Genomic DNA, 19,984 nt, shown 5'->3' on the forward strand with positions numbered 1-19,984 from the left:
GGCGCGGGGGAGGGGATTGTAGTCTTCTGTAGGATTTGCTCCTAGAGGCAATAGCGGGATATCCATCCCGCCACGGGGTGGCCTTCAGCCCTCAACGGGCGGTATATGCCCAAACATCTCCTGCACGAACTTCACCCGCTCTTGCGGGGTTTCCGTCACGCCGGCAGCTTTGAGTTCCTCCAGTCGCGCCTCCACCGCATGGGTGCGCAAGGTCAGCCCGCAGTCATTGGCGATCTGGATATTCAGCCCCGGCCGTGCATTCAATTCAAGGATCAGCGGGCCTTTTTCCTGGTCCAGCACCATGTCCACGCCGATATAGCCCAGCCCGCACAGCTCGTAGCAGCCAGCCGCAAGCTGCATGAAACCGTCCCAGTTGGGCAGTTGCACGCCATCCACGGCATTGGTGGTGTCAGGGTGCTTGGTAATGATGTTGTTCAGCCAGGTGCCGCGCAAAGTCAGGCCGGTAGCCAGGTCGACGCCCACGCCAATCGCGCCCTGGTGCAGGTTGGCCTTGCCCCCGGACTGGCGGGTCGGCAAGCGCAGCATGGCCATCACCGGGTAGCCCATCAGCACGATGATGCGGATATCCGGCACGCCTTCGTAGCTGATGCTCTTGAAGATCTGGTCGGGTACCACGCGGTACTCGATCAGCGCCCGGTCGCGGTGGCCGCCCAGTGAATACAGGCCAGTGAGGATGCTGGAAATCTGGTGCTCGATCTCTTCATGGCTGATGATCTTGCCGGACACCGTGCGATAGCGTCCTTCAAACCGGTCGGCCACTACCAGGATGCCATCACCGCCCGCACCCTGGGCCGGCTTGATCACGAAGTCGCTGCGCCCGCCGATGATCTCGTCGAGCTTGTCGATTTCCTTCTCGGTGGAGATCACCCCATACATTTCCGGCACATGGATACCGGCCGCCAGCGCGCGCTCCTTGGTGATGATCTTGTCATCCACAATCGGGTACAGGCTGCGCTTGTTGTACTTGAGCACGTAGTCGGCGTTACGCCGGTTGATGCCCATGATCCCCCGCGCTTCGAGGGCCTTCCAGGTCTTCCAGAAGCCGAACATCAGGAGTCAGCCTTCAAGAACGCCTTGAAACGCACCAGCTCGGTGAGGCGGTAGCCGCGATAACGCCCCATGGCCAGCATGAAGCCCACCAGGATCAGCAGGATCGCCGGGAAGGTGAACACGAAGTAGATCAGCTCCGGCACGCTCATGATGATGTGCGCCAGGGACGCTGCGAACAGTGTGCCAATCGCCACCTTCAGCGCATGGTTGGCGCCACGCTCCTCCCAGGTGATCGACAGGCGTTCGATGGTCATGGTCAGGATCACCATCGGGAACAGCGCGACCGACAGGCCGCGTTCCAGCCCAAGTTTATGGCTGAACAGGCTGATGGCGGCAATCAGTACCACCACGAAGGTCAGCACTACCGACAGCCTCGGCAGCATCTGCAGTTTCAAATGCTCCAGGTACGACCTGAGGGACAGCCCCAGCGCCGTGATGATCGTGAACAGCACAATCCCGAAGCCCAGCTGCGTCTCGCGGAATGCCAGGGCGATCAGCACCGGGGTGAAGGTGCCCAGGGTCTGCAGGCCGATCAGGTTGCGCAGGATCAGGATCACCAGCACGCCAATCGGGATCATCACCATGATCATGAAGGTCTGCTGGGTTTGCAGCGGCAGGCCATACAGCGAGTATTCGAGGAAATTGGCGTCGGTGTTTTCGTCGGTCAGCTTGGCCAGGCGGATGGCGTTCATCTCGCTGTTGTTCAGGCTGAAGGTCACCATGGCTTTCTTGCCGCCGTCGACCGTGATCAGGTTTTCATCACCAGTCCACCACAGCAGGCGGTCGGCCGGCAGGCCCTGTTCGCCGGTTTCCGGGTTGAAGTACAACCAGTCACTGCCATTGAAGCTGCGCAGCCACAGTTCCGGGGTTTGCGGCTGGTCGGCCACCAGGCGGATGGTGTGGACTTTCTCTACTGGCACATGGGCGATGGACAGCAGCAGCTCGACGATCTTGGCCTTGTGTGGCGTCGACGGGTCGCCGGCCAGCAACAATTTCACATTGTCGTCGTTGAGGTTGTTGGTGCGCTTGATCGCTTCGCTGATAAAGGTCTCGACGTCGGCCGAGTGCTGGCGGATCGGCGCCAGCAAGGCTTCGGCAGCGATTTTTTCCGGGCCTTCCACAGCGATGCTGTCGCGAAAGGTCGGGCCCTTGATCTTGACCTTCTCGCCACTGTAGCGCTTGGTCAGCACCAGGCGGTAATACAGGGTCTGGTTGCCCTTGGCCCGGCGCGCCGACCAGGTGACCTTGCGGTTGCCGTCGATGCGATTGACGCTCACCCCGTAGTTGTTCGAGATAAAGCTTTCGTTGAGGCTGACGAAGTCGCGGCTCAGGGGCGGCACGAACATCTGGATCTTGACGGGGTCTTTCGGGTTGGCGACGAACTCGACCTTGGCGTCGATGTTCCACAAGTCGTCGGTGGCATCCTCGGTAACGGGGATGCCCAGCACGAAAATCTGATAGGCGGTGACCGAAATGCCCAGCACCACCAGCAAGGTGATCAGGATTTTCAGGTGCAGGGTCAAAGAGCGCATTCGGTTTACTCGGCGGTATGAGCGTCGGCGGCGCAGGCAGGTTTGCCTGCTGCGTATTTAAGACTGGGGTCGACCAGCGCATCAAAGCGTTTGAGCGCTTCGGAGCCAATCAGCAGCGGGTATTGGAAAGCGCTGCGGTCAGTCAAGTTCACTTCTATGCTGCGTAAAGCAGTGCCCATGCAGATATCCAGGGCAATCACCGGACGGGCGGTGTAGTTCTTGTCTTCATCGGGGTCGTAGTCACCGGCGCGGCGCTTGATCTTGCTGACGCGGGCCAGGGGGCGTTCGATGGGGTGGGAGTGGGCGGTGTCGATGGCCAGGTAGAAGCGTACCCAGGATTCGCCGTTGCGCTTGAATCGCTTGATATCACGGGCACTCAGCGAGGCGGTCTTGGCACCGGTGTCGAGCTTGGCCGCGACTTCCAGGTCGATGCCGTCCAGCTTGGCGTATTCATTGAGGCCATACACCGTCTTCTCGGCGGCGATACCGAGGCTGGGTATAAACAGAAGGCAGAAAAACAGGGGGAAGGGCTTGAGTCTCATAAATCCTGAGGCGGTGCCGTGCGATGTTCAATTCAAGGCGACTGGCATTGCTGCGCAAACTCCCTCGTGCGCCGTTTCATCCAGAGATGTCAGGCAAATACGCCGGGCATTCTAACATGATGCTTTTTTGGCGCCAGCGCTGGCAGGCGGCCATGCCCGGCGTAAGTAAAGCGGGCGCATTAGACGATTGTCGACAATACCTATTTATTCTTTGACTATTACGGGAGGATTGGCTAGTTTTTGCCGCGTTGATTTGAAAGGTGTCGACAATATGCTCGATCAGGCAGAAATTCCGATAGCGACGTCAGACGAATCCCAAACCATGTCTGAGAACGTCTTCCGGCGTATCCAGGCGGCTATCGTCAAGGGCGAGATTGCCCCCGGCAGCAAGATCTCCGAGCCGGAGCTGGCGCGTACCTACGGTATCAGCCGCGGCCCGCTGCGTGAGGCGATCCACCGCCTGGAAGGCCAGCGCCTGCTGGTACGCGTACCCCATGTTGGCGCGCGGGTGGTGTCTTTGAGCCATGCCGAGCTGATCGAACTCTATGAAATCCGCGAGTCCCTGGAAGGCATGGCCTGCCGCCTGGCTGCCGAGCGCATGACCGACGCGGAAATCGAAGAGCTGCGCCAGGTATTGCACACCCATGAACGGGATGCGGCGTTCCAGGCCGGTGTCGGTTACTACCAGCAGGAAGGCGACTTCGACTTTCATTACCGGATCATCCAGGGCGCCGGTAACCGTACGCTGACGCAGATGCTGTGCGGCGAGTTGTATCAGTTGGTGCGCATGTACCGCATCCAGTTCTCCGCCACTCCCAATCGTCCACGCCAGGCCTTTGCCGAGCATCACCGCATTCTTGACGCGATTGCCGATCGCGATGGCGAGCTGGCCGAACTGTTGATGCGCCGGCATATCGGCGCATCCAAACGCAACATTGCCCGTCACTTCCCGGACGGCGCTCCTTCATCACGAGGTGAGTCATGAGTTCCAACAACAACAGCACTCCCGGCCAGCGTTTCCGTGACGCAGTTGCCAGCGAAAAGCCCTTGCAAGTGGTCGGCGCCATCAACGCCAACCACGCGCTGCTGGCCAAGCGCGCCGGTTTCAAGGCGATCTACTTGTCAGGTGGCGGGGTAGCCGCCGGCTCGCTCGGCGTGCCGGACCTGGGTATTACCGGCCTGGATGACGTACTCACCGATGTGCGGCGCATCACCGACGTATGCGACCTGCCGTTGTTGGTCGACGTGGACACCGGTTTCGGCTCCTCGGCGTTCAACGTGGCGCGCACCGTCAAGTCGATGATCAAGTTCGGCGCGGCCGCCATCCATATCGAAGACCAGGTGGGTGCCAAGCGCTGCGGGCATCGCCCTAACAAAGAGATCGTGTCCCAGCAGGAAATGGTCGACCGTATCAAGGCCGCCGTGGATGCGCGCACCGATGACAGTTTCGTGATCATGGCGCGCACCGACGCCCTGGCTGTCGAAGGCCTGGAGTCCGCCCTTGAGCGTGCCGCGGCCTGTATCGAAGCCGGTGCCGACATGGTCTTCCCGGAAGCCATTACCGAACTTGAGATGTACAAGCTGTTTGCCTCCCGCGTAAAGGCCCCGATCCTGGCTAACATTACCGAGTTCGGCGCGACCCCGTTGTACACCACCGAACAGTTGAAATCTGCCGATGTTTCCATTGTGCTGTACCCGCTCTCGGCCTTCCGCGCCATGAACAAGGCCGCCGAGAACGTCTACACCGCGATCCGTCGCGATGGCACCCAACAGAACGTGATCGACACCATGCAAACGCGCATGGAGCTCTACGATCGCATCGACTACCACACCTTCGAGCAGAAGCTCGACGCGCTGTTTGCCGCGAAAAAGTAATGCGGTGCGCCTCCCTAATAAATTCAAGATTGGAGAACGAACATGGCTGAAGCAAAAGTATTGAGTGGCGCCGGCCTGCGTGGCCAGGTGGCCGGGCAGACTGCCCTGTCCACCGTGGGCCAGGCCGGGGCCGGCCTGACTTATCGCGGCTACGACGTGCGCGAACTCGCTGCCGATGCGCAGTTTGAAGAAGTCGCCTACCTGTTGCTGTACGGCGAACTGCCAACCAAGACCGAACTGGCCGCCTACAGCGCCAAGCTGAGCAAGCTGCGTGATTTGCCCCAGGCGCTGAAGGAAGTGCTCGAACGCATCCCCGCCGACGCCCACCCGATGGACGTGATGCGCACCGGTTGCTCGTTCCTGGGCAATATCGAGCCGGAGAAAGATTTCAGCGTACAGCGCGATGTCACCGACCGTCTGCTCGCCGCGTTCCCGGCGATCATGTGCTACTGGTACCGTTTCAGCCACGACGGCAAGCGTATCGATTGCGTGACTGATGAAGCGAGCATCGGCGGTCATTTCCTGCACCTGCTGCATGGCAAGAAACCGAGCGAGCTGCATGTCAAGGTCATGAACGTATCGCTGATCCTCTACGCCGAGCACGAATTCAACGCCTCGACCTTCACTGCTCGGGTGTGTGCCTCGACCTTGTCCGACCTGTACTCCTGCGTTACCGCAGCCATCGGTTCCCTGCGCGGCCCGCTGCACGGTGGTGCCAACGAAGCGGCCATGGAAATGATCGAGCGCTTCTCCTCGGCCGAAGACGCTGTGGAAGGCACCCTCGGCATGTTGGCGCGCAAAGATAAGATCATGGGGTTCGGCCATGCCATCTATAAAGACAGCGACCCGCGTAATGAAGTGATCAAGGGCTGGTCGAAAAAACTCGCTGATGAAGTGGGCGACACTGTGTTGTTCCCGGTCTCCGAGGCCATCGACAAGACCATGTGGGAGCAGAAAAAACTGTTCCCCAACGCCGACTTCTACCATGCCTCGGCGTACCACTTCATGGGCATCCCGACCAAATTGTTCACGCCGATCTTCGTGTGCTCGCGCCTGACTGGCTGGGCCGCGCACGTGTTCGAACAGCGCGCCAACAACCGCATCATCCGTCCAAGCGCCGAGTACATCGGCGTTGAGCAGCGCAAGTTCGTGCCAATCGAACGTCGCTGAAAACCAACGCTTCCAGAATTGGAATGAGGCCAAAAATGTGGGAGGGGGCTTGCCCCCGATAGCATTCTGTCAGCTGATACAACTGGCACTGAACCACCGCCATCGGGGGCAAGCCCCCTCCCACATTTGAACTGCATTTCAAATCTGGATCAGTAGGTCCCTTTTGTAATCACCGTGACCGAGTCCTGACGATGAACACTGAGTTTCGCAAACCGCTTCCCGGCAGCCGCCTGGATTTCTTCGACGCTCGTGCGGCTGTCGAGGCAATCACCCCCGGCGCCTACGCCACCTTGCCCTACACCTCGCGCGTGCTCGCCGAGAACCTGGTGCGCCGTTGCGACCCGGCCACCCTCAATGCGTCCCTGGGCCAGTTGATCGACCGCAAGCGCGATCTGGACTTCCCGTGGTTCCCGGCCCGCGTGGTATGCCATGACATCCTCGGCCAGACTGCGCTGGTGGACCTCGCCGGCCTGCGCGATGCTATCGCGCTGCAAGGCGGCGATCCCGCCCAGGTCAACCCGGTGGTGCCGACCCAACTGATCGTCGACCACTCCCTGGCCGTCGAGGCCGGTGGTTTCGACCCGCAGGCATTCGAGAAAAACCGCGCCATCGAAGACCGTCGTAACGAAGACCGCTTCCACTTTATCAAGTGGACCAAAAAGGCCTTCAAGAACGTCGATGTGATCCCGCCGGGCAACGGCATCATGCACCAGATCAACCTGGAGAAAATGTCCCCGGTAATCCAGGTGCGCGACGGCGTTGCCTTTCCGGATACCTGTGTCGGCACCGACAGCCACACCCCGCACGTGGACGCCCTGGGCGTGATCGCCATCGGCGTCGGCGGCCTGGAAGCCGAGAGTGTGATGCTCGGCCGTGCATCGTGGATGCGCCTGCCGGAAAGCGTCGGTGTGGAATTGACCGGCAAGCTGCAACCGGGCATCACCGCCACCGACATGGTGCTGGCGCTCACCGAGTTCCTGCGCCAGCAGAAAGTGGTCGGCGCCTGGCTGGAGTTCTTCGGCGAAGGGGCTTCGGCACTGACCCTGGGCGACCGCGCAACTATCTCCAACATGGCCCCGGAATACGGCGCCACGGCAGCGATGTTCTATATCGACCAACAGACTATCGCCTACCTGAAACTCACCGGCCGCGAAGATGAGCAAGTCACCCTGGTGGAACAGTACGCCCGCCACACCGGCCTGTGGGCCGATGACCTCAAGGGCGCGCGGTACGAGCGCGGCCTGACCTTCGACCTCTCCAGCGTCGTGCGCAACATGGCCGGCCCGAGCAACCCCCACGCCCGTGTTGCCACACGCGACCTGGCGTCCAAAGGCATCAGCGGCCAGTGGGACGAAGTGCCAGGGCAGATGCCCGACGGCGCGGTGATCATCGCTGCCATCACCAGTTGCACCAACACCAGTAACCCACGCAACGTGATCGCCGCAGGGCTGTTGGCGCGCAACGCCAACAGGCTCGGGCTGACCCGCAAGCCGTGGGTCAAGTCATCCCTGGCGCCGGGCTCCAAAACCGTGGCCATGTACCTGGAAGAAGCTGGCCTCGGCCATGAGCTGGAAAAGCTCGGCTTCGGCGTGGTGGCGTTTGCCTGCACTACCTGCAATGGCATGTCCGGCGCCCTCGACCCGGTGATCCAGCAGGAAATCATCGACCGCGACCTGTATGCCACCGCGGTATTGTCGGGCAACCGCAACTTCGATGGGCGCATCCACCCTTACGCCAAGCAAGCCTTCCTGGCGTCGCCGCCGTTGGTGGTGGCCTATGCGATTGCCGGCACCATCCGTTTTGATATCGAGAAGGACGTGCTCGGCCTCGACGCCGACGGCAAGGAAATCCGCCTGCAAGATATCTGGCCGAGCGACGAAGAGATCGACGCGGTGGTCAAGGCGTCGGTCAAGCCCGAGCAGTTCCGTGCGGTGTATATCCCCATGTTCGCGATCCACGAAGACACCGGCCCTAAAGTCACCCCGCTGTACGACTGGCGCCCGCAGAGCACCTATATCCGCCGCCCGCCGTACTGGGAAGGCGCACTGGCCGGTGCGCGACCGCTCAAGGGTATGCGCCCGCTGGCGGTGCTGCCGGACAACATCACCACTGACCATCTGTCGCCGTCCAACGCGATCATGCTCGACAGCGCTGCGGGTGAATACCTGGCGAAAATGGGCTTGCCGGAGGTCGACTTCAACTCCTACGCGACTCACCGTGGCGACCACCTGACCGCGCAGCGCGCTACTTTCGCCAACCCGAAACTGTTCAACGAAATGGTGCAGGAAAACGGCAAGGTCAAGCAGGGTTCCCTGGCGCGTATCGAGCCGGAAGGCAAGGTCACGCGGATGTGGGAAGCCATCGAGACCTACATGGAGCGCAAGCAGCCGTTGATCATCATCGCCGGCGCCGACTATGGCCAGGGTTCGTCCCGCGACTGGGCGGCCAAGGGCGTGCGCCTGGCCGGTGTGGAGGCGATTGCCGCCGAAGGCTTCGAGCGCATCCACCGCACCAACCTGGTGGGCATGGGCGTGTTGCCCCTGGAGTTCCTGCCGGGCACCGACCGCCACACCCTGCAGATCGACGGCAGTGAAACCTATGACGTGGTCGGCGAACGCACCCCGCGGGCGCAACTGACCCTTGTGATCAACCGCAAGAATGGCGAACGTGTCGAAGTGCCGGTGACCTGCCGCCTGGACACCGCCGAAGAAGTGTCGATCTACGAGGCGGGCGGCGTGTTGCAACGCTTCGCCCAGGACTTCCTGGAATCGGCGGCGACCGCCTGAAGAGGATTACCATGGCACACGTAGCGCAAATCAAGATCCCCGCCACCTACATGCGTGGCGGCACCAGCAAGGGCGTGTTCTTCAGCCTCAAGGACCTGCCCGCAGCTGCGCAGGTCCCGGGGGCGGCGCGCGATGCCTTGCTGCTGCGAGTGATCGGCAGCCCCGACCCCTACGACAAACAGATTGACGGTATGGGTGGGGCTACCTCGAGCACCAGCAAAAGCGTGATCCTCGCCAAAAGTACCCGCGCCGATCACGACGTGGACTACCTGTTCGGCCAGGTTTCCATCGACAAACCGTTTGTAGATTGGAGCGGCAATTGCGGCAACCTTTCGGCGGCGGTGGGCTCTTTCGCCATCAGCGCGGGCCTGGTCGATCCGGCCCGCGTGCCCCACAACGGTATAGCCGTTGTGCGGGTGTGGCAGGCCAATATCGGCAAGACCATCATCGCCCACGTGCCCATTACCGACGGTGCGGTGCAGGAAACCGGTGACTTCGAACTCGATGGCGTGACTTTCCCGGCCGCCGAGGTCCAGTTGGAATTCATGGACCCGGCGGCAGAAGAAGAGGGCGGCGGCGGCTCGATGTTCCCCACGGGCAATCTGGTCGACGACCTGGAAGTGCCCGGAGTGGGCACCTTCAAGGCCACATTGATCAACGCTGGCATTCCGACGATTTTCATCAATGCCCAAGACCTCGGCTACACCGGCACCGAGCTGCAAGGCGCGATCAACAGCGACCCCAAGGCCCTGGCGATGTTCGAGACCCTACGCGCCTACGGGGCGCTGCGCATGGGGCTGATCAAGCATGTGGACGAAGCCGCCCAGCGCCAGCACACGCCCAAAGTGGCGTTCGTGGCCAAGCCAGCCGATTACGTGGCGTCCAGCGGCAAGGCGATCAAGGCCGGCGATGTGGATCTGCTGGTGCGCGCCCTGTCCATGGGCAAGCTGCACCACGCGATGATGGGCACCGCGGCGGTGGCGATTGGCACGGCGGCGGCGATTTCCGGCACCTTGGTCAATTTGGCGGCCGGCGGTATTGAGCGAAATGCCGTGCGCTTCGGGCATCCGTCCGGGACGTTGCGCGTTGGCGCCGAGGCCACCCAAGTGAACGGCGAATGGGTGGTGAAAAAAGCCATCATGAGCCGCAGTGCGCGGGTGCTGATGGAAGGCTTCGTACGCGTTCCGGGTGACGCTTTTTAGCTTTATGTGGGAGGGGGCTTGCTCCCGATAGCAGGGTGTCAGTCGCCCCATTCATTAACTGACCCACCGTCATTGGGAGCAAGCCCCCTCCCACAGGGATACAAGCAGGCAATCAGACCTGCGCAACGATTAACCCTGACCCTGAGGATGGAACAACCCAACTTTTAGGAGAACTGCCATGAGCGCCAACGTCGACCAGAACAACCGCCCCGACTACGACCAGGTTTTGCAGGACATCGCCGACTATGTCCTCAACTACCGCATCGACTCCCGGGACGCATTGGACACTGCCCGCAATTGCCTGATGGACACTCTCGGTTGTGGCCTGCTGGCCCTGCGCTTCCCCGAGTGCACCAAGCACCTGGGGCCGACAGTGGAGGGGACGGTGGTGCCATTCGGTGCACGGGTGCCGGGTACGTCGTTTCGCCTCGACCCGGTCAAGGCTGCCTGGGATATTGGCTGCATCGTGCGGTGGCTCGATTACAACGACACCTGGCTCGCCGCTGAATGGGGCCATCCTTCGGACAACCTTGGCGGCATCCTCGCCGTGGCCGATCACCTGTCGCAAAAGCGCATGGCCAATGGCGACGCGCCGCTGACGGTGCGTGCGGTGCTGGAAGCGATGATCATGGCCCACGAAATCCAGGGTGTAATTGCCCTGGAAAATTCTTTCAACCGCGTCGGTCTCGACCATGTGCTACTGGTGAAGGTTGCCTCCACAGCCGTCACCGCCAAGCTGATGGGCGCTAACCGTGAACAGCTGCTATCTGCTCTGTCCCACGCCTTTGTCGATGGGCAGGCGTTGCGCACCTATCGGCATGCGCCGAATGCCGGCTCGCGCAAATCCTGGGCCGCGGGGGACGCATCGAGCCGCGGCGTGCGCCTGGCGGATATCGCCCTGCGTGGCGAAATGGGCATCCCCGGTGTGCTGAGTGCGCCGCAGTGGGGCTTTTATGATGTGTTGTTCAGCCACACCAACAAGGACCTGGCGCTCAAGCCTGAGGACAGGCGCACCTTCAGCCTGTCCCAGCCCTACGGCACCTACGTGATGGAAAACGTGCTGTTCAAGATCAGCTTCCCTGCCGAGTTTCACGCGCAAACCGCCTGTGAAGCGGCGGTAACCCTGCACCCGCAGGTCAAGCCGCGCCTGCACGAGATCGAGCGCATCGTGATCACCACCCATGAGTCGGCGATTCGTATCATTTCCAAGGTCGGCCAACTGGCCAACGCCGCCGACCGTGACCATTGCCTGCAATACATGACCGCCGTGCCATTGGCGTTCGGCAACCTGGTGGCCGAGCACTACGAAGATGACTTCCACGCGGCCCACCCGATCATTGATGAGTTGCGCGGCAAGATGGTCATTGTCGAAGACCCTCGCTACAGCCGCGAGTACCTGGAAGCCGACAAGCGCTCCATCGCCAATGCTATCCAAGTGTTCTTTACCGATGGCACTTGCACCGAGCAAGTGGCGGTGGAGTACCCGATTGGCCATCGTCGCCGTCGAGTGGACGGTATCCCGTTGCTGGAAGACAAGTTCAAAGCCAACCTGGCCACGCGGTTCACTGCCCAGCGCAGTGCTGAGATTTTTGCGTTGTGCAAGGATCAGGCACGGCTTGAGGCCACGGCTGTGAACCGTTTCATGGATCTGTTGGTGATCTAAAAAACAACGCGGCCAATGTGGGAGGGGGCTTGCTTCCGATAGCTGGGTGTCAGTCAACAGATTCATTGACTGGTCCACCCCTATCGGGAGCAAGCCCCCTCCCACATTTGTCCATCATTGGGGCAACTATCGGGTCAGGCGCAAGCTTGTTCAAACCGCAGTATCACCCTGCGATTGTGCTTGCTCTTCTTTTCAATTTTCTCGCAGAACACCCGGCCGATTTCCTCGGTGTTGAGCACATGGGTGCCGCCGCATGGCTGGATATCGATGCCGGGAATTTCAATCACCCGTACCGAACCCGAGACCACCGGTGGCGCCACGGCTTGGGTACGGGTGATCTGCAACAGCGTCGCGTACTCGGTGGCGGGCATCGACAGGGTCTTCACTGCGTGGGCCTGCTCGATCAGGGCGTTGAGGTCGCGGGTGAGGCTGTCTTTGTCCAGGGTCATTTCCGGCAGGTCGAAATCCAGGCGGCCTTTATCCGAGCTGATGCTGCAACCGGTCACCGGCGCGTCGATGAGCGAGCACAGCAAGTGCAGGCAGGTGTGCATCTTCATGTGCTGGTAGCGCCGCTCCCAATCCAGCCCCGCGTGGACCTGGACGCCGGCGGTCAATTGCTCGGGGCAATGCTCCACCTGGTGCCAGATGATCGAACGCAACACCGGGTCGCGCACGGTACCCGTCACCTCGACCCGTGTGCCATCGGCCAGGGTGAGATGGCCGGTATCGCCCGGTTGCCCGCCACCGGTGGGGTAGAACAGCGTGTGCTCCAGGGCGATGCCATGTTCGCTGACGGCAATCACCCGGGCGCTGAAAGCGTTCTGGTAGGGCGCGCTGTCGAACAGCGCCAGGGTTTCCATGGTGTACACGGACATTTTCAACCTCCGACGATCAGTGGGCTGGCTTGCAGCAGGTGGCGCACCATTGCGCTCAAGCCAGGAGGAGAGAGCAGGGTGATTTCAAATTCTGGTCCGCAGACTTTCAAGTTCAGCGGCAGGCGCGGCAGTTGGTCACCGATGTCGAGGCGATGCAGGCGGAATTGCAGGTGATGCCGCTCTTTTACCGTGGGCTCGAGCATCAACCCTTGCAGTGGATGAAAGTCAGCATCCAGCACGGTGACCTTGTGGCCGGCACTGACCTCGCCGACGACATGCAAGCGCTCATCCAGAGCAAAGGCGCCGAGGTAGTTGCTGTGGTCCGATTCATCGTTTTTTTGCAGTTGGATCTGGTTGACCACCTTGACCTTGGTGCCTGCCGGCACGTCCTGGGTGATCACGCAGGAGGGGCTGATAAACACGTTATCGCCAATCGACACATAACCCAGCACCCGGGCACCGGCGCCCACCTCGACATTGTTGCCCAGGCGCGGGTGGCGCTTGCCGTCCGGGTTGTTGGCGATGCCGCGTGCGCCCAGGGTCACGCCGCAGAGGATGTAGCAATCGTTGCCAATTACACAGGTCTCGCCGATAACGGTGCCGAAGCCGTGGTCCAGCACAAAGCGTCGGCCAATGCGTGCCGCCGGGTGAATCTCGGCGCCGGAGAAGATCTTGCCCTGGTTGCTGAGCTTGAGGGCCATGCGCGAAAACATCGCGTGGCCAGGGTCGGGGAAATGCCACACCAGATGCGCAAGGCGATAGAACAGCACTGCCTTGAACGAGGCATAGGACTCCAGGATCAACTCCCCGCGCCCACGCGATGCGGGGTCACGATAGGCGTAGGCGATCAGGTCTTCGGCCACCGCCTGGGCCGCGTTCTGGATCAGCGGCGCAAGGTGCGGTTCCAGCTGCTTCATCTGTCCGGGCGTCAGGGTCGTGATGAGATGGGTCAGCAGCTCATCGTGCAGCTGTTGCATGTCGATAAAGCCCCCCATGGAGGCACCCCCGCATTCTGGATGGTTGGAAAACCCGTTACTCGAAACTGGGCAGGTAGCTGTCGGCATTGTCGTAGACCATGGTCAACACCACCGTTTCAGGCGGTAATTCGGGGGCGAGTTGGGCGATGGCAACCATGTTGGCGGCCGAGGACAACCCCAGGCTGATGGCGTCGGTACGCATGATGCGTTTGATCATGTCCAGGCATGCCGCGTGCGACACCTTGAGCATGCCGTCGATCACATCCAGATTGAGAATGCTCGGAATCAGGCCAATCGACAGGCCCTGGATCGCGTGCGCGGCGTGCTGGTCTTTCAACAGATCGCATTCTTCCGGCTCCACCCCCATGATGCGCAGCGCCGGCCAGGCCGCCTTGAGGGTTTCGCCGATGCCGGTGATATGACCGCCGGTACCGATACCGCTGACGAAGTAGTCCACGCGCCGCTCACCGAAGGCGCGGATGATTTCCGGTGCGGTGGTGTCGCGGTGGGTCTGAGGGTTGGCGCCGTTGCGCTGCTGGTTGAGCATCACGTAGTTGGGGTTCTCCAACTGCAGTTCCATGCACTTTTCGCCGTGGGAATTGTTACCCAGGCGGCTGTCCGACAGCACCACCCTGGCGCCATACAGGCGCAGCAGTTTCTGCTTTTCGGGGCTGTAGTTGTCAGGGATCACCAGCACTACTTTGTAGCCGAGCACGTTGCCGGCCATCACCAGGCCGATGCCGGTGTTGCCCCCACTTGGCTCGATAATGGTTTGCCCGGAATCACGGATCAGCACGCCCCGGCGCTCGGCATCGAGGATCATGCCCAGGGCGATGCGCGCCTTGTGGCTGCCGCCGGGGTTGAGGGACTCCAGCTTGGCGTAGACCTCGATGCCAAGGTCTTCGGAAAACTGGGCCAGTCGCACGATCGGCGTCTGGCCGATGACGTCGAGAATCGAGTTATGCAACATCAGTAAGCCCCCACGATCAGTACAAAGGCATGTCGGGTTCGACGTCGCGAACCCAGTGCTTCATACCGCCCTGCAGGACTTTGGTATTGGCAAAGCCGGCCGCCAGCAAAGTGCTGGCGGCTTGCTCGGCACGGGTGCCCGCGTAGCAGATCAGGTAATGGGTGTTGTCGCGGCTCAGGTTGGCCAATTGCCCATCCAGCTCGGCCAGCGGGATATGCACCACGCCCGGTAGTTTGCACACTTCCAGTTCGCTGGCGTCGCGCACATCCAGCAGTACATCGGCGCCGCTGGGGTGTTCGAGCACTTGCTTGAGGCCTTGAGGCTTGATGTAGCGCTCTGCCGCCAGGGACGGTTGGCTTGGTACGGCATCTGCGCAGGTAGCGGGCGTAACGGTTTCGCTGTGACGCAGCTCCGAGCAGCAAGGGCAGTCGGCGCGGCGCTTGAAGCGGATCTCGGTGAATTTCATCGCCAGTGCGTCGAAGCGCATCAGGCGCCCGGACAAGGGCTCACCGATGCCGATCAGCAACTTGATCGCCTCGGTAGCCTGGATCATTCCCACCACGCCCGGCAGCACGCCGATCACGCCGCCGGCGCTGCAATTGGGTGCCAGTTCGGCAGGGGGAGCCTTGGGAAACAGGCAGCGATAGCACGGCCCGCCTTTATAGTTGAGTACGCTGATCTGCCCATCGAAGCGGTAGATGGCACCGTACACCAAGGGTTTGCCCAGCTGGACGCAGGCATCGTTAACCAGGTAGCGGGTGTCGAAATTGTCGGTGCCGTCGATCACCAGGTCATAGGCGCCCACCAGCTCCAGGGCATTGTCGGCGTCGAGCGCCGTGTCGTGAGTGTTGATCTGGATATGGCGGTTGAGGTCCTGCAGGCGTTGCTTGGCGGATTCGACCTTGGGCATCCCCAGGGTGCTGTTGCCGTGGACAACCTGGCGTTGCAGGTTGCTGCTTTCCACCACATCAAAGTCCACCAGCCCCAGGGTGCCGATACCGGCCGCCGCCAGGTACAGGCTGATCGGCGAGCCCAGGCCGCCGGTGCCGATGATCAGCACCTTGGCTTTCTTCAGGTTCAACTGGCCCTCGCGACCGACGCCGGGCAGGGTGATATGGCGCACGTAGCGCTGCACTTCTTCATTGCTCAGGGTATCGACGTCCATGCCACCGGAGGTGGCAAGCAACACTTCGATCCGGGCTTTTTCCGGCAGGTGATCATCGGCGTTGATCAACTCTTCCTCGGCGGTGAACAGGAAGTGTTCCTTGAGCTGGTTGTTCTTTTCATGAAACAGGTGCTGGCGCAACTGCGGGTAACTGCTGCAGAGGTTTTCAATGACTTCGCGCAATGTCGATCCAGTGCCCTCAAGGGTTGATTCCGGCAGCTTGGCCACTCGGACCAGGATGTCGGGGAAAGAGACAGCGTTCATGGACAACTCCGTGTGCAGGTCGTTGAAGGGTTGAAGGGCGAAATGCCTGCCATCCCAGGCAAACAGCTTCGAGCCCAGGGCCTGGCCCTGGCGAACATCCACCACCAGATAGCTGACGGGGTAGATCGGCTCCCCCAGGAACAGCGCCTTGTCCTGGTCTTCGTCACTGAAATAAGCGCCGACATCCGGGTGCGAGTGGTAGATCACGACTACCGGGTTGTCGCTGCGACCCGCCTTGTTCATCAACAAGGTGTCGGCCACCGAAAAGGTGTAGCCGTTGGCCGCGCTGCGCGGGTACATCTCGGGGTTCTTGCGGTGCAACTCGTTCTGGATATTGCTGCCCAGGTACACGCTGCCGTCGGCGAAGACAAAACCGCAACATTCCTCGGGGTAGCTGCGGCTGGCGTGGGCGTAGATTTGTTCCAGGGCGGTGGGGCGGAGGACTTCCATGTTTCTCTCGCGTTGGTTGGGGGTCAATTTTTCTTGGCCAGGAGTTTTTCGATGGGCAACTTGGTAATCGCAAAGCCGGCCAGCAGGATCGCCGAGTACAGCATCAGGTCGCGGGAAATTTCCACGCCTTCGTACCAGGCACCGATGATGACCGCGAACACCGGGAAGATGATGAATACGAACGACAGGATGATCGGGCTCAGGCGCTTGAGCAGCATGAAATACACGATGAACCCGCCTACCGATGCCACCAGTCCCAGGTAGAACAACGCACTCCAGGAACGCAGGGTGATGGCGTTGAAGACCGGTGTTTCAAACCACAGGCCTGCCACGAACAGCATCAGCCCGGCAATGCCGATGGGCAGGGTGTTGTAGGTAATCACGCTGATGGCGCTGCCTTTTTGCTTGGTGATGACATAGCACAAGGCATGCATGATCGCCGCGCTCAGGATGGCCAGTACACCGAAGAACTCGGCGTGGTCCAGGTGCAGGCCCTGGCTCCTGATGATCATGTAGAGGCTGGCGAATCCGATGCCGATGCCGACCACCTGGGAGAAGTAGATGCGCTCACGCAGGAACAGCGCGGAAAAGATCAGGATGAACACCGGCATGCAGCTGAACAGCAGGGCGGTGAGCCCGGACGACACATGCATCTCGCCATAGTTGAGCAGGTAATAAGGAATGCTGAAGTAGGACAGGGTCACGAATACGAAGAACCAGCGACTTTCCCGGGGGAACAGGATCGGCTCGCGCCGCACCAGGGCAAAACACAGGAACAACGGGAAGGCAATCAGGAAGCGCAGGCCGGCGGACGTCAGCGGCGGCACGCTCTCCACGGCAATCTTGATGCCCAGCCAGGTGGTGCCCCAGCTCAGGCATACGATGAGGAACATCACGCTGGTCACCAGCCCGGCCAACCACTGTTTTTGCGTTTTTGTTTTTGCAGTGTTTTCGAGAACGGCGGACATTGGCATCGTTTATTGCTTCCCTGAGCCGAAATTGAACTCTATATTGAACTTGTAATGAGGTATGTTTATCGGCGATTGAACCCGTAAAAGCACACTATTAGGGCAAAAGATGACTGTCAAAACAAATATTGACATGGTGTCAATTATGCGTGAGGGGTTGTCCAGCGGACAGGGCGTGAAGTACAAGCGCTTGTCCGATGTCATGGAGCGGGGCATCCTCGAAGGCTTGATTGAACCGGGACGAAAACTGCCTCCCCATCGGGTGCTTTCCGACAATCTGGGGGTGACCATCGGCACCATCAGCCGCGCCTATGGTGAGCTTGAGCGCCTGGGGTTGGTGGTTGCGCGAGTAGGTGATGGAACCTTCGTGCGCAAGCGTGGGATGGAGCGCCAGCGCGATGAGGGCTTTCGCAATTTCAGCGAGGAGCCGCGCCAATACTTCGACATGAGCCGCAACATGCATATTCCTGGGCAGGAGACGGCGTTTCTCGCCCAGAGCTTCCAAACCCTGTCGACCAACGCCAAGTTTCTTCAGGACATCAGTGCCTACACCCCCGACGCCGGCCTGCCGCGTTACCGTGAAGCCGGTGCACAATGGCTGGTGCAGCGCGATTTCCATCCGATCCCCGAGCAGGTGATCTGCGTCAACGGCGGTCAGCATGGCTTGTTGTGCGCGATGATGGCGTTGCTGCGCGCCGGCGATACGGTGGTCACCGAGCAACTGACGTATCCCGGGCTGATTACCGCTGCGCGCATGCTCGGCATACGGCTGATTGGCCTGGACATGGATGAGGAGGGCGTGCTGCCCACGGCGCTGGACGAGGTCTGTCGTAATCACCGGATTTCGGCGTTGTACTGCACGCCGACTATTCAGAACCCGACGACGGCGGTGTTATCGGTTGCGCGCCGCGAAGCCCTGGCCAAGGTATGCCGCGAACACAACCTGCTGATTCTTGAGGACGAAGCCCACGGCGTGCTGGTGGAAGATCGTCCGCCGCCACTCAGCTATTTCGCGCCCGAGCGTACGATTTTGATCAGTAGCCTGAGCAAGGCGGTGTCGGCAGGCTTGCGGGTTGGCTACGTGCACGCGCCACCGGCACTGGTCAGCCGCATCTCGGCGGCACTGCGCTCGACCTGCTGGATGGCCACGCCAGTGACCCTGGAGCTGGCCACCCAGTGGATTGAAAACGGCACGGCGGAGTATCTGCTGCGCCAACAAATCAACGAAATCAGCCGTCGCAAGACCTTGGTCGAGGATTTATTGACCGGGCTGGCGTATCGCACCCACCTCAACAGCCCGCATTTCTGGATAGAAGTGCCGGAGCCATGGCGTGCATCGGAAATCGAGGCAGAGCTCAAGCAGAACAATTACCTGATTGCCACCGCCGAGGCGTTTGCCGTGGGCCAGACGGCGGTGCCGCAGTTTATTCGGGCGAGTATCTGCAATACGTCGGGCGATGATCAGTTATTGCGCGAGGGGTTTGATGCGCTGGCGACGGCGTTGGGGCAGGGGGGCGGGCGGTTTCATCTGTAAATCCGCGTTACCGTTCATCGCAGGCAAGCCAGCTCCCACAGGAGAACGCATTCCAACTGTGGGAGCAGGCTTGCCTGCGATAGCGTCAGATCAGGCGACAGAGATTACTTGAAGCGCCGCTCCACCCCCTTCTCCACCAAAATCTTCGCTGAAATCTCTTCCACCGAAAAATGCGTGGAATTGATGTGCGCAATATTCTCGCGACGGAACAGATTTTCTACTTCGCGCACTTCAAACTCACACTGGGCATAGCTGGAATAGCGGCTGTTGGGCTTGCGCTCGTTGCGGATGGCCGTCAGCCGGTCAGGGTCAATCGTGAGGCCGAACAGTTTGTGCGAATGGGCGCGCAGGGCGGCGGGCAACGTCAGGTGCTCCATGTCATCTTCGGTCAGCGGATAGTTGGCCGCACGGATGCCGAATTGCATGGCCATGTACAGGCAGGTCGGGGTCTTGCCGCAGCGCGACACGCCCACCAGGATCAGGTCGGCCTTGTCGTAGTAGTGGGTGCGGGCGCCATCGTCGTTGTCGAGGGCGAAGTTCACCGCCTCGATACGCTCCATATAGTTGGAGTTATGCCCGATGGAGTGGGACTTTCCGACGGAGTACGATGAATGCTCACTCAACTCCTGTTCCAGCGGCGCCAGGAAGGTCGAGAAAATGTCGATCATGAAACCATTCGACGTTGCGAGAATCTCACGAATGTCTTGATTGACGATGGTGTCGAAAATGATCGGACGAAATCCGTCTTTTTCAGCCGCCAGATTGATTTGTTGTACCATGGCCCGCGCTTTATCCACGCTGTCTATATAAGGCCGTGTGAATTTGGCGAAGGTAATGTTTTCGAACTGCGCGAGCAGGCTCTGGCCCAATGTTTCGGCTGTGATGCCGGTGCCGTCGGAGATAAAGAAAGCAGATCGTTTCATTTGAGCCCTGGGCCTTA

The 19,984-nt window shown here is 60.7% G+C and carries 16 protein-coding genes; 7 read left to right on the plus strand and 9 right to left on the minus strand.

Annotation, left to right across the window (positions count from 1 at the left end; translation table 11 throughout):
* Positions 1 to 84: 84 nt before the first annotated feature.
* From BLU48_RS03125 to rloA, 3 genes are read right to left on the minus strand one after another with little or no spacing between them, the layout of a single operon-like run.
* Positions 85 to 1,071, minus strand: coding sequence for an alpha-L-glutamate ligase-like protein (locus BLU48_RS03125; protein WP_005790412.1), 987 nt, complete (start codon positions 1,069 to 1,071; stop codon positions 85 to 87).
* Positions 1,071 to 2,603, minus strand: coding sequence for an osmotic stress tolerance membrane protein RloB (gene rloB / locus BLU48_RS03130; protein ID WP_043047095.1), 1,533 nt, complete (start codon positions 2,601 to 2,603; stop codon positions 1,071 to 1,073). Before rloB ends, BLU48_RS03125 begins: the two co-directional genes overlap by 1 nt.
* Before the next feature lie 5 nt (positions 2,604 to 2,608).
* Positions 2,609 to 3,145 carry a retropepsin-like aspartic peptidase RloA gene (rloA, locus tag BLU48_RS03135; RefSeq protein WP_046071648.1) on the minus strand — a complete coding sequence of 179 codons (537 nt, stop codon included), beginning with the start codon at positions 3,143 to 3,145 and terminating at the stop codon, positions 2,609 to 2,611.
* A 271-nt stretch (positions 3,146 to 3,416) separates the two neighbouring features.
* On the opposite strand from rloA, the gene BLU48_RS03140 reads away from it, so the two are divergent.
* The 6 genes from BLU48_RS03140 (at position 3,417) to prpD (ending at position 11,841) form a co-directional block, all read left to right on the plus strand.
* On the plus strand, positions 3,417 to 4,130 hold the full coding sequence (locus BLU48_RS03140) for a GntR family transcriptional regulator (protein WP_057011920.1): 714 nt from the start codon (positions 3,417 to 3,419) through the stop codon (positions 4,128 to 4,130).
* Positions 4,127 to 5,020 carry a methylisocitrate lyase gene (prpB, locus tag BLU48_RS03145; RefSeq protein ID WP_046071650.1) on the plus strand — a complete coding sequence of 298 codons (894 nt, stop codon included), beginning with the start codon at positions 4,127 to 4,129 and terminating at the stop codon, positions 5,018 to 5,020. The genes BLU48_RS03140 and prpB overlap by 4 nt, the downstream gene beginning before the upstream one ends.
* 42 nt (positions 5,021 to 5,062) lie before the next feature.
* Positions 5,063 to 6,190, plus strand: coding sequence for a bifunctional 2-methylcitrate synthase/citrate synthase (gene prpC, locus BLU48_RS03150; protein ID WP_046071651.1), 1,128 nt, complete (start codon positions 5,063 to 5,065; stop codon positions 6,188 to 6,190).
* Positions 6,191 to 6,381: 191 nt separating this feature from the next.
* A complete protein-coding gene (gene acnD / locus BLU48_RS03155; protein ID WP_057023146.1) occupies positions 6,382 to 8,976 on the plus strand; it encodes a Fe/S-dependent 2-methylisocitrate dehydratase AcnD in 2,595 nt (864 codons plus the stop codon).
* 11 nt (positions 8,977 to 8,987) lie between these two features.
* A complete protein-coding gene (gene prpF, locus BLU48_RS03160) occupies positions 8,988 to 10,178 on the plus strand; it encodes a 2-methylaconitate cis-trans isomerase PrpF (protein ID WP_057023145.1) in 1,191 nt (396 codons plus the stop codon).
* Between the two features lie 178 nt (positions 10,179 to 10,356).
* Positions 10,357 to 11,841: a 2-methylcitrate dehydratase gene (gene prpD, locus BLU48_RS03165; RefSeq protein ID WP_057023144.1), complete on the plus strand. Its 1,485-nt coding sequence runs from the start codon at positions 10,357 to 10,359 to the stop codon at positions 11,839 to 11,841.
* Positions 11,842 to 11,975: 134 nt separating this feature from the next.
* Here prpD and BLU48_RS03170 read toward each other — a convergent pair whose 3' ends face one another.
* From BLU48_RS03170 to BLU48_RS03190, 5 genes are read right to left on the minus strand one after another with little or no spacing between them, the layout of a single operon-like run.
* Entirely contained in the window at positions 11,976 to 12,716 is a 741-nt protein-coding gene (locus BLU48_RS03170; protein ID WP_057023143.1) for an alanyl-tRNA editing protein, read from the minus strand.
* 2 nt (positions 12,717 to 12,718) lie between these two features.
* The gene (locus BLU48_RS03175; RefSeq protein WP_057023142.1) at positions 12,719 to 13,711 is read right to left on the minus strand and encodes a serine O-acetyltransferase; all 993 of its coding nucleotides are present in this window, start codon (positions 13,709 to 13,711) and stop codon (positions 12,719 to 12,721) included.
* 37 nt (positions 13,712 to 13,748) lie between these two features.
* Entirely contained in the window at positions 13,749 to 14,663 is a 915-nt protein-coding gene (locus BLU48_RS03180) for a PLP-dependent cysteine synthase family protein (RefSeq protein WP_046072693.1), read from the minus strand.
* Positions 14,664 to 14,679: 16 nt separating this feature from the next.
* The gene (gene moeB, locus BLU48_RS03185) at positions 14,680 to 16,542 is read right to left on the minus strand and encodes a molybdopterin-synthase adenylyltransferase MoeB (RefSeq protein WP_057023141.1); all 1,863 of its coding nucleotides are present in this window, start codon (positions 16,540 to 16,542) and stop codon (positions 14,680 to 14,682) included.
* Positions 16,543 to 16,565: 23 nt separating this feature from the next.
* Positions 16,566 to 17,459 (minus strand): DMT family transporter, encoded by an 894-nt coding sequence (locus tag BLU48_RS03190; RefSeq protein WP_162276342.1) that lies wholly within the window; start codon positions 17,457 to 17,459, stop codon positions 16,566 to 16,568.
* 160 nt (positions 17,460 to 17,619) lie between these two features.
* Here BLU48_RS03190 and BLU48_RS03195 point away from each other — a divergent pair, with 160 nt between their 5' ends.
* The gene (locus BLU48_RS03195; protein ID WP_057023139.1) at positions 17,620 to 19,044 is read left to right on the plus strand and encodes an aminotransferase-like domain-containing protein; all 1,425 of its coding nucleotides are present in this window, start codon (positions 17,620 to 17,622) and stop codon (positions 19,042 to 19,044) included.
* A 104-nt stretch (positions 19,045 to 19,148) separates the two neighbouring features.
* Here the strand turns inward: BLU48_RS03195 and ppsR are convergent, their stop codons facing one another.
* Entirely contained in the window at positions 19,149 to 19,967 is an 819-nt protein-coding gene (gene ppsR / locus BLU48_RS03200; RefSeq protein ID WP_003193298.1) for a posphoenolpyruvate synthetase regulatory kinase/phosphorylase PpsR, read from the minus strand.
* Between the last annotated feature and the right edge of the window lie 17 nt (positions 19,968 to 19,984).

Origin of the sequence: Pseudomonas synxantha (assembly GCF_900105675.1) — a bacterium.
GTDB lineage: Bacteria > Pseudomonadota > Gammaproteobacteria > Pseudomonadales > Pseudomonadaceae > Aquipseudomonas > Aquipseudomonas synxantha.